Genomic DNA, 15,053 nt, shown 5'->3' with positions numbered 1-15,053 from the left:
GCCCGCTGTCGCCCATGATGCTCGTTTTTAATTCCCCTCTACCCTGTCCCATATATGCTTTTCTGATATTTATTATCACGTAACAATCTTTCATCCCCTCTTCTGCTTACGTCAGGATATTGCAGCGCAAACGATCCGGCGAGTGGTATGACGACGTGTCCGGGTCGCCACTTTTTAGACCAAGGACCGCCCATGGAACAACGCCGAATTGAAGGCAAAAGCCACTGGTATCATGAGACGCAATCCAGCATGTATCCACAAGATGTTCTGCCGCTGGTGCCGGAAGCCGCTCATGTCGACGACTGCTTTTTACTGGATCTGGCGATATCTGATGACGCCCTTTTACCTTTTCAATCCTGGTTAATCCCTGCCCGTAAACTTGCACAGATTCTCTTCCCGACCCACGTAAACCAGAGTCAGATGCACACATTCAGCGCCTATGAACGGATGAGTACGGCGTTAACCGTCGCTCAGGTATATGGCGTCCAGCGATTATGTAATCACTATGCCGCGCGTCTAACACCGCTTCCTGGGCCGGACTCCTCGCGGGAAAGTAACCATCGACTGGCGCAAATCACCCAATATGCTCGTCAACTTGCCAGCTCTCCTGCCGTGATAGGCGCGCGCGATCGCCAGCATCTGGATGCTGTCGGGCTAACCACCAGCGATAGCATTCTGATGAATCAAATTATCGGATTCGTCGGTTTTCAGGCGCGGGCCGTGGCCCTGTTTCAGGCCTGGTGTGGACATCCGGTGCGCCGAATTCCGGGTCTCGATATACAACAATTCGCTCACGCTGCGCCATTTAATGCAACAAACACAACCTGGCACGCTGCGCCATTCCCGATAGAAAAACATCTTAATCATGATGAGTCGATAGACAGACGTTATCCCGAGGAACTGCAAGCGTTACTGCCATTACTGATACATTCCCCCGTCATTTTGGATTTACTCGGGTCGCTCATTTCCAGCACGCAACGTAGCGGGATACCGGTACAGGCATTTTCATTGGCGACGCTGACGACTTCACGGATTAATGGCAGCGTTTCCTGTTTTAATGAACATGCGTATTCAGCTCATGAATTAACCGAGGCCATTACCGTTCTTCGTCAGGATGAACGTGAATTACAACGTTGGGAACAACGACATCCGGTTGAGCGCGTTACCCTACAGGCGGTACAATGGCTGACCCGGGCGCCCGACCGCTTTAGCACCGCACTGTTAACGCCTTTGTTCGATCAGGGAATCTCTTCAGAGCAGGCCATTAACCTGCTAGCCTGGAGTGGATTGTGCGGATGGTTGAATCGCTTGAAAATCGCGCTGGGCGACACTGATTAACCGATCCACTTACTGAAAGAGCGCTTGCTGCCACTGGCAGAATCGCGTAAAACTGTCAGCCGCTCTTTTAGCCACGAAAATAGACAATTATGCTTCAGGACAACCCGCTGCTAGCGCAGCTTAAACAGCAACTACATTCCCAGACGCCACGTGCTGAAGGGGTGGTAAAAGCCACGGAAAAAGGCTTTGGCTTCCTGGAAGTCGATGCACAAAAAAGCTATTTCATTCCACCGCCGCAGATGAAAAAAGTGATGCATGGCGACCGTATTGTTGCGGTTATCCATACAGAAAAAGATCGTGAGTCTGCTGAGCCGGAAGAACTGATCGAACCCTTCCTGACGCGCTTCGTGGGTAAAGTTCAGGGCAAAAATGACCGTCTGTCCATTGTGCCGGATCATCCGTTACTGAAAGATGCTATTCCTTGTCGTGCAGCCCGCGGCGTTGAACATGAATTTAAAGAAGGCGACTGGGCTGTTGCAGAAATGCGCCGCCATCCGCTGAAAGGCGATCGCACCTTCTACGCCGAGTTAACCCAATTTATCACTTTTGCTGATGACCACTTTGTCCCGTGGTGGGTCACACTGGCACGCCATAATCTGGAAAAAGAAGCCCCAGACGGTGTAGCAACCGAAATGCTGGACGAAGGCCTGGTTCGTGAAGATTTAACCGCCCTCAATTTCGTCACCATCGACAGCGCCAGCACCGAAGATATGGACGATGCGCTGTATGCTGAAGAACAAGCTGACGGCACACTACAATTAACCGTCGCCATTGCCGACCCAACAGCCTGGATTGCAGAAGGCAGCAAGCTGGATAAAACGGCAAAAATTCGCGCGTTCACCAATTATTTACCGGGGTTCAATATCCCGATGTTACCACGTGAATTGTCTGACGATCTCTGCTCTCTGCGCGCGAACGAAGTGCGCCCGGTTTTAGCTTGTCGTATGAGCATTACTGCCGATGGCACGATTGAAGACAACATCACCTTCTTCGCCGCAACCATCGAATCTAAAGCGAAGCTGGCCTATGACAATGTTTCCGACTGGCTGGAAGGTACAGGCGAGTGGCAACCAGAAAACGACGCGATTGCGGAACAAATCCGTCTGCTGCATCGTATTTGCCTGAGCCGAGGAGAGTGGCGTCATAACCACGCGCTGGTCTTTAAAGATCGCCCGGATTACCGTTTCGTTCTCGGTGAAAAAGGTGAAGTACTGGACATCGTCGCTGAGCCACGCCGCATCGCAAACCGTATCGTGGAAGAATCCATGATTGCGGCAAATATTTGCGCCGCCCGTGTGCTTCGCGACAAGCTGGGCTTCGGTATTTATAACGTCCATATGGGATTCGACCCGGCCAACGCCGACGCTCTGGCCGCGCTGCTGAAAACCCACGGTATGCACGTCGATGCCGAAGAAGTACTGACACTGGAAGGTTTCTGCAAACTGCGCCGCGAACTGGATGCACAGCCATCCGGTTTCCTCGACAGCCGAATTCGCCGCTTCCAGTCTTACGCTGAAATTAGTATTGAGCCAGGTCCACACTTTGGGTTGGGTCTGGAGGCATATGCCACCTGGACTTCCCCAATCCGTAAGTATGGCGATATGATCAACCACCGTCTGCTTAAGGCCGTCATCAAAGGCGAAACCGTCGCCCGACCTCAGGATGATACCACCGTGCAGATGGCAGAACGTCGTCGCCTGAACCGGATGGCTGAGCGTGATGTGGGTGACTGGCTATACGCCCGTTTCCTGAGTGATAAAGCCGGAACCGACACCCGCTTTGCGGCCGAGATCATCGACGTCAGCCGCGGCGGCATGCGCGTACGTTTGGTTGATAATGGCGCTGTTGCCTTTATTCCTGCCCCCTTCCTGCACGCCGTGCGTGACGAACTGGTCTGCAGCCAGGAAAGTGGTACCGTACAAATCAAAGGTGAAGTGGTTTACAAAGTCACTGATGTGATTGACGTAACTATCGCCGAAGTTCGCATGGAAACCCGTAGCGTTATCGCGCGTCCAGCAGCGTAAACTGACAAATTCAACGACCTTTCTCTTTTTTGAAAGGTCGTTTTCTTTTTTTACCGACCAAATTTCAACCACACACTACACTTCTCTCATCCAGTCAAAATTTTTTTTTACTATTTTTCAGTTCCGCTGGCTTTGCTTTTTATGGATTCTGGATTACATATAAATATATAAATAAAACAATACGTTCAGCCATAATCACCCTGAATGAATCATGGCTACCCTTACTTTTGAGGCTTTATGCGCTTTAAACGGGATAGTACACATCATGAAAGACGTCCGGGAGCTGGTTACGTTGTATAGCTATGTGGGCACTCATAACCCCTACTGGCGTTTGTCAGAGGATTGCAACATCCTGCATTTCTCTATTGATGAAACAGCAGAAGCTGAGCAGACCATCGAATTATCACCCGAGCAAGCCGACCGCATTCGCGAGATGACGGTGATTACGTCAAGCCTGTTGATGACGTTACCCATTGAAGATGACGATATTCCGGTACATTTGGTTGGACGGAAAATCAATAAGCGCGAATGGGCCGGCAGCGCATCAGCCTGGGATGACACCCCTTCCGTCGCTCGCGACCTGGCTCAAGGTCTCTCTTTTGCCGAACAGGTGGTTTCAGAAGCCAATTCCGTTATTGTCATTCTTGACCGAATGGGCAACATTCAGCGTTTTAACCGTTTGTGCGAAGAGTACACCGGACTCAGAGAACGTGAAGTCATTGGCCAAAGCGTATTCACACTGTTTATGAGTCGACGTGAAGCCGCAGCCTCCAGACGTAACATCGAGGTCTTTTTTCGCGAAGGCAACTCATATGAGGTCGAACGTTGGGTGAAGACCTGCAAAGGTCAGCGCCTGTTTCTTTTTCGCAATAAGTTTGTACATAACGGTAGCGGCAAGAACGAAATATTTCTGATCTGTTCCGGCACCGATATCACTGAAGAACGCCGCGCGCAGGAACGCCTGCGGATGTTGGCTAATACCGACTCCATCACCGGATTACCGAACCGTAACGCCATTCATGAGCTGATAAGCGACGCGATTGAGAACGCAGGTGATACTCAGGTTGGGATTGTATATCTCGATCTTGATAACTTCAAAAAGGTGAACGATGCCTACGGGCATATGTTTGGCGATCAGCTACTACAGAGTGTGTCGCTTGCAATCCTCAGTTGTCTTGACGACAACCAGCTATTGGCTCGGTTTGGCGGTGATGAATTTATCGTCCTTGCCACCGAAACGTCCCAGAGCACACTGGAGGCTACCGCATCGCGCATTCTGACACGCCTGCGTCAACCCTTTCGCATTGGCCTGATTGAAGTCTATACAGGCTGCTCTATTGGTATTTCCCTCGCTCCACAGCATGGTCAGGACTGCGAAAGCGTCATTCGTAACGCCGATACCGCCATGTACACCGCGAAAGAAGGCGGCCGCGGACAGTTTTGTGTTTTCTCTCCGGAAATGAATCAGCGGGTTTTTGAATACCTGTGGCTGGATACTAACCTGCGCAAGGCGCTGGAAAACGATCAACTGGTTATCCATTATCAGCCAAAAATAACCTGGCGAGGCGAAGTGCGCAGCCTGGAGGCGCTGGTACGCTGGCAGTCTCCGGAACGCGGCCTCATTCCACCACTGGAATTTATCTCCTACGCCGAAGAATCAGGGCTTATTGTTCCGCTGGGGCGCTGGGTTATTCTGGACGTTGTGCGTCAGGTTGCAAAATGGCGCGCCAAGGGAATCAATCTGCGCGTGGCGGTAAACGTTTCTGCCCGCCAACTCGCCGATCAGACGCTATTTACCGATCTCAAACAGGTGCTTCATGAACTCGACTTTGAATATTGCCCCATTGATGTCGAGTTAACGGAAAGCAGTTTGATTGAAAATGAGCAGTTGGCACTGTCCGTCATTCAGCAGTTTAGCCAGTTGGGGGCACAAATCCATTTGGATGATTTTGGTACCGGATATTCGTCACTGTCTCAACTGGCCCGCTTCCCGCTTGATGCAATTAAACTGGATCAAACCTTTGTCAGGGATGTACACAAACAACCTATTTCGCAGTCGCTGGTACGTGCCATTGTTGCGGTCGCACAGGCACTCAATCTGCAGGTCATCGCCGAAGGTGTTGAAAGCGCGAAAGAGGATGCGTTTTTAACCAAAAATGGTGTCAACGAGCGTCAGGGTTTTTTGTTTGCCAAACCAATGCCAGCTGTTGCATTTGAACGTTGGTATCGACGGCACCTGAATAAAAAAACACGCTAATGCAGTGGGATCAAACGTTGAAAATAGCCATAAATGGACATTACCTAACGATCCTATCTGCATGTAATCACAGAATATATAATATTCTTCTATCATTGAAGTTAATACTATTTTTCCCTTCTCTTTTGCCATGAAATTCTGCATCATGAAATTCAAACTCTATTGCCATTAGGATGATAACCATGTCTGATATCGACGCTCAGCGTCTGGCCGAACGCATTGATACCGTGCTGGATATCCTCGTTGCAGGTGATTACCACTCAGCCATCCACAATCTCGAAATTCTGAAGGCTGAGCTGCTAGACACGGCCAAAGAAGATGCCGAGTCTTTGCCCAAAAAGCACAAGGCTCCCTGGGAGATCTGATGACATTAACCCTTTAATGTCGCGGCTATCAGCAAACTGCATATGAGGCAGTTTCCGTTTAATTTCCGATACGATATCGCAATAAAATTAATATTATGAATTCTCGACAACAATCTATTTTACAGATGGTGACTGATAAAGGTCAGATGAGCGTTGCCGAACTGGCAAAAATCACCGGAGTCTCAGAAGTGACGATTCGACAGGATCTGAACACACTGGAAAAACAGAGTTATTTACGCCGTGCGCACGGTTTTGCTGTTTCATTGAACAGCGATGATGTGGAAACGCGCATGATGACTAATTTTACGCTGAAGCGTGAGCTGGCCGAATTCGCCGCATCGCTGGTAAGCCCAGGCGAGTCCATATTCATTGAAAACGGCAGCAGCAATGCGCTCTTGGCCAGAACGCTGGCGGAGCAAAAAGATGTCACCATCATTACCGTCAGCAGCTATATAGCCCATCTGCTGAAAGAAACCCCCTGCGAAGTGATTCTCCTTGGCGGCATCTATCAGAAAAAAAGCGAAAGCATGGTGGGGCCCTTAACTCGCCAGTTTATCCAGCAGGTACACTTCAGCAAGGCCTTTATCGGCATTGATGGCTGGCAGGCTGACACCGGCTTCACCGGACGCGACATGATGCGTTCTGATGTGGTTAACGCGGTGCTGGAAAAAGGTGCAGAAGTTATTGTGCTTACTGACAGCTCAAAATTCGAAGCCATTCACCCTTACACGCTGGGTCCATTAGAGCGATTCAGCCGCGTAGTCACGGATTCCAGACTCAGCGCCAGCGTACAAATGCAGCTCGAGCACTCGGGTTTAACCGTCAATATCATTGATGCGCACGCATAAAATCTTCAGCAGATGATTTGTCAGTCGGCAAATCATCTCCTCTCTGAGAGTTATCTGACAGTCCAATTAAGACTTTTTACCTGTCGTTAACAGGATTAAGTCGTAAAATTAATGTTAGCGATATAACAGGAACGAACCTCCAATCTCAGGATAGTGTTTGTCATGCCTTCGCTAAACGGTTTCACGGAAATATCTTCGTTAGCCTAAATTTAGCGCTATTCTTAAAGAACACTGGATTCCGTGAATCAATAATTCAGGAGAAAGTATTATGTTAGTAACGAGCAAAAAAATGACCGCTGCCATTTTGGCGATTACTCTGGCAATGTCGCTGAGTGCCTGCTCTAACTGGTCCAAACGTGACCGTAACACCGCAATTGGTGCTGGTGCTGGTGCAATCGGTGGTGCAGTCCTGACTGACGGCAGCACGCTGGGCACGCTGGGTGGTGCTGCAGTAGGTGGTATTATTGGCCACCAGGTGGGTAAATAATTTACGGTTAAACGGCTCGATATAATAATACGTTTACTTTTTCAGGTCTGTATTATTAAAAAGCCACGGAAAAATTCCGTGGCTTTTTTTATTAACCGCCAGCCAATTTAACTTTCATTCCTTTGGCTTCCAGCAGCGATTTAATCAGGTCGCGTTTATCACCCTGTATCTCAATCACGCCATCCTTCACTGCCCCGCCGCAACCACATTTTTTCTTCAGTTCCGCAGCTAATTTGGTCAGTTCAGCATCGTCCTGATCTATTCCAGTAATCAGACACACGCCCTTACCTTTGCGGCCACTGGTCTGTCGCTGGATACGGACAATGCCATCGCCTTTGGGACGCTCTGGGACGGCTTTTGGTTCATCAATACGCCCGGTGTCAGTTGAGTAGACCAGACGAGAATTTGAGTCGTTCATTTACGCACCTCGTTTCAGGGAGGCATTGATCATCTTCAGCGTCTGAGCCGGATCTGCCGACTGTGTGACCGGACGACCAATAACCATATAATCGACGCCAGCTGACTGTGCCTGTTCCGGCGTCATAATACGACGCTGGTCGCCTGCCTCGCTGCCTTCAGGACGAATACCGGGCGTTACCAGTTTAAATGCCTGGCCAAATGCCTGCTTGAATCGCACTGCTTCCTGCGCGGAGCATACGACGCCATCCAAACCACAATGTTGGGTTAAGCGCGCCAGCCTTTCCGCATGCTCCGCAGGTGACAACGTCACGCCAAGGTCGGCAAGATCGCTGGCTTCCATACTGGTCAGAACTGTTACTGCAATCAGCAACGGCGCATCCTTGCCAAAAGGCACCAGGGCTTCACGTGCGGCGGTCATCATACGCGCCCCACCAGAAGCATGAACGTTAACCATCCATACGCCAAGCTCAGCCGCCGCCGCAACGGCATGCGCGGTAGTATTGGGAATATCATGAAATTTCAAATCAAGAAAAACGTCAAAGCCACGCTGTTGTAAATCGCGAACCAACTGAGGTCCAAAAAGCGTGAACATCTCTTTGCCCACTTTCAAACGGCAATCACAAGGATCAATTCTGTCGACAAAAGCTAATGCTTTATCACGATTGGAATAATCGAGAGCGACAACGACAGGAGAATCAGTAACAGCACGAGAAGAAGATGAAGCAGTAAACGTCATGACCAGACCTTCCTGAGGATGGGCGCCATCGGCGGCGCAAAATGGGTAAACGGCGTGCATTCTACCTGCGGCAATAGAAAATTAACAGGCGCGATTACATTTCTGCCAGGCAAATTTGGCAACGGAGGTTGAGGAAGGATCTGTTATAGATCATTAGTATGTTGTAACTAAAGTGAGGTTTTTTAAAAATTACAGCCCATCAAGTCCGCGAATAGGTTTAATGGTTGACCATGAGCGACAGGATGGGCAGTGCCAGTACAGTGTATATGCGGTAAATCCGCACTTCTGGCAACGATACCGAGGCTTGCTGCGCACCTGCTCCCCGACCATATCGCGCAGAACCATCAGGCTCTCTTTCGCGCGCCCTTCTTCTGCTTCGTTAAGATGGTAATCCATCAACTTGTGGAACACGCGCATCGTAGGATGGCGTTGTAGCTGGCGGGTAATATAAACCTGAGCGGTATCAGTCCCCTCACGCGCTTCAAGAATATCGGCCAGCATCAGCTCGGCGGCGGCGCCAGTATTCTCCTCAACAGCCCGACGTAAAAACTCGGCCCACTCATCGTTTTTCCCCAGATGCTGGTAGCAGCTTTGCAGCATTTCCAGCGTTTCGCTGACCAGTTCTTTATCCTGAGAAATCACGCGTTGTAGACATTCGACGGCCTTCGCGTAATCGCCTTTCACCATGTACACACGGCCCATCATGATGGAAACACGGGCACTGTTTTTGTCTGCCGCAGCCCCTTTTTTCAACAGCGTCATGGCGCGATCCATATCGTCGCTACCCATCTGCTGTAAGGCCAGTTCGCAGTAGAAGTGAGCTATCTCAATACGCTGTTTATCTTTACCGAGCTTCACCAGGCGTTCTGCGACATCAATCGCTTTCTGCCATTCGCTGGTCGCCTGATAAATTTGCAGCAGTTGCTGTAATGCACCGACGCGAAAATCTGTTTCATCGGTAAGCTGATTAAACATGTCTTCCGCGCGGTCGTACAGACCTGCGGCCATGTAGTCGCGCCCCAGCTGTTGTACGGCCAACAAACGCTGCTCGTAGGTCAGCGAAGCACTTTCCATTAACGTTTGATGGATGCGGATTGCGCGGTCGACTTCACCGCGCGAACGAAACAGGTTTCCGAGGGTGAGATGAGCCTCAACGGTGCCCGTATCCTCTTTTAGCATATCGAGGAACAGATCCACCGCTTTGTCTTGTTGGTTGCTCAGGAGGAAGTTAACCCCGGCGACATAGTCACGGGAAAGACGGTTAGCTTCATCCTGCTTGGTTTGTTGCGCACTTCTGCGACCCATATACCACCCATAGGCAGCGGCTACAGGCAAAAGCAGAAACAACAACTCCAACATAAATAATTATTCCTTCACAACCGACGAATCGGCAGAAACCGCAACGTCGGTCGCAGGCGTAAGCTGGTTTTCCAGTCGTTTGATTTTACGTTCGGCGCGCGCAAGAGACACACGAACCTTCAGCCAGAAAAGGCCGCAAATTAACCAACCAATCGCAAAACCTGCGGCAAACAATACAGCAAGCAGCGTAGAGATACGATACTCACCCTGAGCCAGCAGGTAATTAAACGTAACCTGTTGATCGTTTTGCGCACCTAATGTCACCGAAATAACAAAAATCGCCAACACCAGTAAGAAAATGAGTAAATATTTCACATTACTTCCCGTTATGTGGTTTGAGCGAATAAATCGTGTACAACTTACCGCGTTGAGCCCTTTAAATTACCATTTTCACAACGAGTGCGAAACGGAAAAGCGCTTTCCCCTTTCTGATTTAAGGGCAAAATTCGAAAAATCAATCATGGCTAACTTTCTTGTTCACGCTGAGCGATTTCTTTTTCCTCCTGCACAGGCGGCGTTAATGGTCCGCATACCCGCTGCGCAAGCCATGTCGCCAGTGTTACCAGCAACCATGAAATCAGCGTTGCAACGACCAAATCACGGGGCCAGTGCATGCCTAATAGCAAGCGACTGCCCATAACACCCGTAGCCCAGATAAGTAAAAACACAATCGTCAGCGTACGTCGGCGTGGCCATAACAGCCCTACGGCCAGTAAAGCCCAACTGGCGGCAAACATCGTATGCCCTGACGGAAAGGCAAACCCTGTTTCTTTTTGCCAGTGCTTACGCAGAAACGTCGGAATATCCTGTTGTTCGGCCAATTGCTCTTTAACTAAGTGACCACGATCTTTACGTTTTAAAGTGTAGAACTCATCAACAGGGATATGGTGCGTTTTTTCCAGCCACACGACAAAGGGCCGAGGTTCCTGCACCCTGTCTTTAACCCAGGACTTTACGCCCTGACCGACTAAAATTGCCGCAGCCAGGATCGCAAACAGCATTACCGCAGCTTTCAGACGAAAACGCAGACACCACAGAAACCATGCGCAGAGAACAACGTGAGTGATAATACCCCACGGCTGCGTCACCGTTTCCGTTATCCAGTACAGAGATTTTAGCCACCAAACGTTATGTCCCGGCTGCCAGCTCCAGCCTGATACCCATACAGCAACCGGCATAATAAGTAGCAGCCCGGCCCCGACCGCAGTGCGCTTTGCAATTGACAGCATTGCCTCTCCTTTCGTCGATAAGTCTCACAATCATAACTGAAAAAAGCGCATGCCGGGGAAATTGACAATTTTGTGCCATTCCAAAAGCGAATCCGTTGTCGCGATTAGGTGAACATCGTTGCCTTATGGCAAAATAGTGCAATATAGAACAGAAGCCAACAGGCGACGGCACGACAGTGCCAGCATAATCTGGAGAATTACATGCAGCTTAAACGTGTGGCAGAAGCCAAACTGCCAACCCCCTGGGGTGATTTCCTGATGGTGGGATTTGAAGAACTGGCAACCGGACACGATCACGTCGCACTGGTTTTTGGCGATATCACAGGCCAAACGCCTGTCCTGGCGCGTGTCCACTCCGAATGTCTGACTGGCGATGCATTGTTTAGCCTGCGTTGCGATTGCGGCTTCCAGCTCGAAGCGGCTCTCACCCATATTGCTGAAGAAGGGCGCGGTATCCTGCTTTATCATCGTCAGGAAGGACGCAATATCGGCCTGCTCAATAAAATCCGCGCCTACGCGTTGCAGGACCAGGGTTATGATACCGTTGAAGCTAACCATCAGTTGGGCTTTGCGGCAGATGAGCGTGATTTCACGCTGTGTGCGGATATGTTCAAGCTGCTGGGCGTGGACGAAGTTCGTTTGCTGACCAATAACCCGAAAAAAGTGGAAATTCTGACCGAAGCGGGAATCAATATTGTTGAACGCGTGCCGCTGATTGTGGGTCGTAACCCGAACAATGAACATTACCTGGACACCAAAGCCGCCAAGATGGGACATTTGCTGGGCAAGTAATAGTTGTTACCGCCGATAAAAAAGCCTGCTCTCGCAGGCTTTTTACATTCTAGCTCAACATATTACGAATCACGTAGTGCAGAATGCCATCGTTTTGGTAGTACGTTAGCTCCGTCGCGGTATCGATACGGCAGCGGCATAAAACCACCTCTTTACGTCCATCCGAGCGAACCATACTCACCGGCACTGTTGCACCCGGTTTGATGTTTTGCAGATCCGTAATATCGATCGCTTCCTCACCGGTTAGTCCCAGCGTTTTACGCGTGACGCCCTGTGGGAATTCCAGCGGCAAAATCCCCATACCAATCAGGTTAGAACGGTGAATTCGCTCAAAGGACTCTGCGATAACCACGCGAACCCCCAGTAAGCGCGGGCCTTTTGCCGCCCAGTCGCGACTGGAGCCAGAGCCATACTCTTTCCCGGCAATAACCGCCAGGGGGATATTCTCCTGTTGATATTGCATAGCCGCATCATAGATAGCCACTACCTCAGTTCCCGGCAAATGACGCGTCATCCCACCTTCAACGCCGGGCACCATCTCATTGCGAATACGAATATTGGCAAAAGTACCGCGCATCATTACTTCATGATTCCCGCGCCGTGAACCGTAGGAGTTAAAATCTTTACGCTCCACGCCGTGGCTTTGCAGATAACGACCTGCCGGGCTATCCGGCTTGATACTGCCGGCAGGAGAAATATGGTCGGTGGTGACGGAATCTCCAAGCATTGCAAGGATACGCGCACCATGAATGTCCTGGACCGGATCCGGCGTCGCCTGCATACCATCGAAGAACGGCGACAAGCGGATATAGGTTGAGTCAGACTGCCAGCCATAGGTATCAGCACGATCTACCTGGATAGCTTTCCATTCCGGCGTGCCTTCAAAGACTTCAGCGTACTCCTTATGGAACATGGCGGTAGAAACCTGCTCCACGGCACGTGCAATTTCCTGAGCCGTCGGCCAGATATCTTTCAGATATACGGGATCGCCCTTTCTGTCATGCCCTAACGGATCTTTCGTCAGATTGATATTCATATTCCCCGCCAGCGCATAGGCCACCACCAGCGGCGGAGACGCCAACCAGTTGGTCTTCACGAGCGGATGGATACGCCCCTCAAAGTTTCGGTTGCCGGAAAGCACGGCGCCAACGGTAAGATCGCCTTTTTTGATAGCTGTCTCGATAGGATCGGGTAACGGACCCGAGTTACCAATACAGGTGGTACAGCCGTAGCCCACTAGGTTAAATCCCAGCTCATCAAGATACGGCGTGAACCCAGCCTGCGCCAGATAGTCAGACACCACCTTCGATCCTGGCGCCAGCGAGGCTTTCACCCACGGCTGACGTTTCAGACCAAGCGTCACTGCTTTTTTCGCCAGCAGACCCGCTGCCATCAATACGCTTGGGTTAGAGGTGTTGGTACAGGAAGTGATCGCAGCAATAACCACCGCACCATCCGGCAGCTTGTACTGATGACCGTTCATTGTATAGTCCACTGGCTGACGATCTTTCAGCGAGCTATTTACTTCGAGTTCATTACTCGCCGAAAACGCTTTCGGGACATCAGCCAGTGCTACCCGATCCTGCGGACGCTTCGGTCCGGCAAGGCTAGCTTCCACACTGCCCATATCCAGCTCCAGTGAACTGGTAAATACGGGTTCATCCCCTGGATTACGCCACATTCCCTGCGCTTTGGCATAGGCGCTGACCAACTCAACCTGCTCCTCACTGCGTCCACTCAGACGCATATATTCAAGAGTGATGTCATCGATCGGGAAGAAACCGCAGGTTGCGCCGTATTCCGGTGACATGTTAGCAATGGTTGCCCGATCGGCCAGCGGTAAGGTGTCCAGGCCATCACCGTAGAATTCAACGAATTTACCGACCACGCCGTGCTTACGCAGCATCTGGGTGACGGTTAAAACCAGGTCGGTAGCGGTGATGCCTTCCCGCAGTTTGCCCACCAGTTTGAAGCCCACAACATCCGGGATAAGCATAGAGACCGGTTGACCAAGCATTGCTGCTTCAGCCTCAATGCCTCCAACGCCCCATCCCAGCACACCGAGACCATTAATCATTGTCGTATGGGAATCGGTTCCGACCAACGTGTCAGGGTAAGCCACCCACTCACCGTCTTGCAACTCGCTCCAGACGGCTTTGCCAAGGTATTCAAGGTTAACCTGGTGGCAAATCCCCGTTCCCGGCGGTACAACACTGAAGCGACTAAATGCCTGCTGTCCCCATTTCAGGAACACATAACGCTCATGGTTACGTTCCATTTCCAGGCGAACGTTTTCTTCGAAAGCATCATCATCACCAAAACGGTCCACCGTTACCGAGTGGTCAATGACAAGGTCCACTGGCGAAAGCGGATTCACTTTTGCCGTATCTCCTCCCAGACGTTTCACCGCTTCACGCATAGCGGCAAGATCGACCACCGCCGGCACGCCGGTAAAATCCTGCATCAGAACACGAGCGGGTCGATAGGCAATTTCACGATCGGCATGGGCGGTCTTCAGCCAATGCGCGAGCGCATGAATATCATCTTCGGTAACGGAATTACCATCCTGCCAACGAAGCAGGTTTTCCAGCAACACTTTCAGCGATTTGGGTAGTCGGGTGATATCACCCAGTGATTTAGCGGCCAGAGGTAAACTGTAATAGCGGTAGGTTTTATCTTTAACCTGCAATGTGTCCTTACTGGCTTCTCGTAGGGTCGACGACATAGCTCCTCCTTAAATGACAGGGTTGGATCCCCTGATTTCCTCAGGGTTAGTATTAAAGATAACACAAACAAAATGTAACGCTTTGATAACAACTCAAATTGATAAAAGTAGCGCGCGATACAAAAGCGCGAAGTGAGGTCAATGGTAGGGAGGAAGGTCTAGCCGTGTAGATTAATAGGATGGATATTCAGCAGGCAATAGCGCAATCGATAATACGTTGATTAGGTGGCTGATGGTGAATACATGGGATAAACGATTCGATATTTAAGACCACGAGGTAATCGTTATTATTATAAAATACGTACGAATTATTGTTTCTGTTCATCATCATCAGTTAACAGATCAATAAACGCCCGTTGTTCAGGAGAAAGGTTCCAGGATTCGGGTATCTTTGGCCCCTTCTCTGCGACGGTTTTGCTCTCTTGTTCATGAGGCGATGGTGCCACGGTAGACTGCTGCTCCGGTGCGGACAT

Annotated in this window: 14 protein-coding genes; 7 read left to right on the top strand and 7 right to left on the bottom strand. The window is 50.4% G+C overall.

What is annotated here, in order from left to right:
* Window positions 1-192: 192 nt before the first annotated feature.
* The 6 genes from IB222_RS10940 (at window position 193) to osmB (ending at window position 7,319) form a co-directional block, all read left to right on the top strand.
* Window positions 193-1,338, top strand: a complete 1,146-nt coding sequence (locus tag IB222_RS10940) for a CMD domain-containing protein (RefSeq protein WP_149384854.1) — start codon at window positions 193-195, stop codon at window positions 1,336-1,338.
* Window positions 1,339-1,427: 89 nt separating this feature from the next.
* Window positions 1,428-3,362 carry an exoribonuclease II gene (locus IB222_RS10935; protein WP_057067367.1) on the top strand — a complete coding sequence of 645 codons (1,935 nt, stop codon included), beginning with the start codon at window positions 1,428-1,430 and terminating at the stop codon, window positions 3,360-3,362.
* A gap of 265 nt (window positions 3,363-3,627) precedes the next feature.
* Window positions 3,628-5,619: a cyclic di-GMP phosphodiesterase gene (gene pdeR, locus IB222_RS10930; protein WP_063940813.1), complete on the top strand. Its 1,992-nt coding sequence runs from the start codon at window positions 3,628-3,630 to the stop codon at window positions 5,617-5,619.
* Window positions 5,620-5,801: 182 nt separating this feature from the next.
* Window positions 5,802-5,984 carry a hypothetical protein gene (locus tag IB222_RS10925; protein WP_003833313.1) on the top strand — a complete coding sequence of 61 codons (183 nt, stop codon included), beginning with the start codon at window positions 5,802-5,804 and terminating at the stop codon, window positions 5,982-5,984.
* A 95-nt stretch (window positions 5,985-6,079) separates the two neighbouring features.
* On the top strand, window positions 6,080-6,832 hold the full coding sequence (locus tag IB222_RS10920) for a DNA-binding transcriptional regulator YciT (RefSeq protein WP_149384853.1): 753 nt from the start codon (window positions 6,080-6,082) through the stop codon (window positions 6,830-6,832).
* Window positions 6,833-7,100: 268 nt separating this feature from the next.
* On the top strand, window positions 7,101-7,319 hold the full coding sequence (gene osmB / locus IB222_RS10915) for an osmotically-inducible lipoprotein OsmB (protein ID WP_003020583.1): 219 nt from the start codon (window positions 7,101-7,103) through the stop codon (window positions 7,317-7,319).
* Window positions 7,320-7,410: 91 nt separating this feature from the next.
* Here osmB and yciH read toward each other — a convergent pair whose 3' ends face one another.
* From yciH to pgpB, 5 genes are all read right to left on the bottom strand, one after another.
* Window positions 7,411-7,737 carry a stress response translation initiation inhibitor YciH gene (gene yciH / locus IB222_RS10910; protein ID WP_003833315.1) on the bottom strand — a complete coding sequence of 109 codons (327 nt, stop codon included), beginning with the start codon at window positions 7,735-7,737 and terminating at the stop codon, window positions 7,411-7,413.
* Window positions 7,738-8,475 carry an orotidine-5'-phosphate decarboxylase gene (gene pyrF / locus IB222_RS10905; protein WP_126319799.1) on the bottom strand — a complete coding sequence of 246 codons (738 nt, stop codon included), beginning with the start codon at window positions 8,473-8,475 and terminating at the stop codon, window positions 7,738-7,740.
* Window positions 8,476-8,664: 189 nt separating this feature from the next.
* Window positions 8,665-9,834: a lipopolysaccharide assembly protein LapB gene (gene lapB, locus IB222_RS10900; RefSeq protein ID WP_003833317.1), complete on the bottom strand. Its 1,170-nt coding sequence runs from the start codon at window positions 9,832-9,834 to the stop codon at window positions 8,665-8,667.
* A gap of 6 nt (window positions 9,835-9,840) precedes the next feature.
* Entirely contained in the window at window positions 9,841-10,149 is a 309-nt protein-coding gene (locus tag IB222_RS10895) for a LapA family protein (protein ID WP_003020595.1), read from the bottom strand.
* Between the two features lie 149 nt (window positions 10,150-10,298).
* On the bottom strand, window positions 10,299-11,063 hold the full coding sequence (pgpB, locus tag IB222_RS10890; RefSeq protein WP_003833318.1) for a phosphatidylglycerophosphatase B: 765 nt from the start codon (window positions 11,061-11,063) through the stop codon (window positions 10,299-10,301).
* Window positions 11,064-11,264: 201 nt separating this feature from the next.
* Between pgpB and ribA the strand changes: the two genes are divergently transcribed.
* Window positions 11,265-11,855 (top strand): GTP cyclohydrolase II, encoded by a 591-nt coding sequence (ribA, locus tag IB222_RS10885; RefSeq protein ID WP_003020601.1) that lies wholly within the window; start codon window positions 11,265-11,267, stop codon window positions 11,853-11,855.
* 49 nt (window positions 11,856-11,904) lie between these two features.
* On the opposite strand, the gene acnA is transcribed toward ribA, so the two are convergent.
* Both acnA and IB222_RS10875 read right to left on the bottom strand, forming a co-directional pair.
* Window positions 11,905-14,580, bottom strand: a complete 2,676-nt coding sequence (acnA, locus tag IB222_RS10880) for an aconitate hydratase AcnA (protein ID WP_149384852.1) — start codon at window positions 14,578-14,580, stop codon at window positions 11,905-11,907.
* A gap of 308 nt (window positions 14,581-14,888) precedes the next feature.
* Window positions 14,889-15,053: a hypothetical protein gene (locus IB222_RS10875; RefSeq protein WP_188055390.1), complete on the bottom strand. Its 165-nt coding sequence runs from the start codon at window positions 15,051-15,053 to the stop codon at window positions 14,889-14,891.

The organism is Citrobacter sp. C13, from assembly GCF_014596815.2.
Lineage (GTDB): Bacteria > Pseudomonadota > Gammaproteobacteria > Enterobacterales > Enterobacteriaceae > Citrobacter > Citrobacter portucalensis.
The sequence above is the reverse complement of the archived record's forward strand: the minus strand, read 5'-3'. Positions and strand labels throughout refer to the sequence as shown.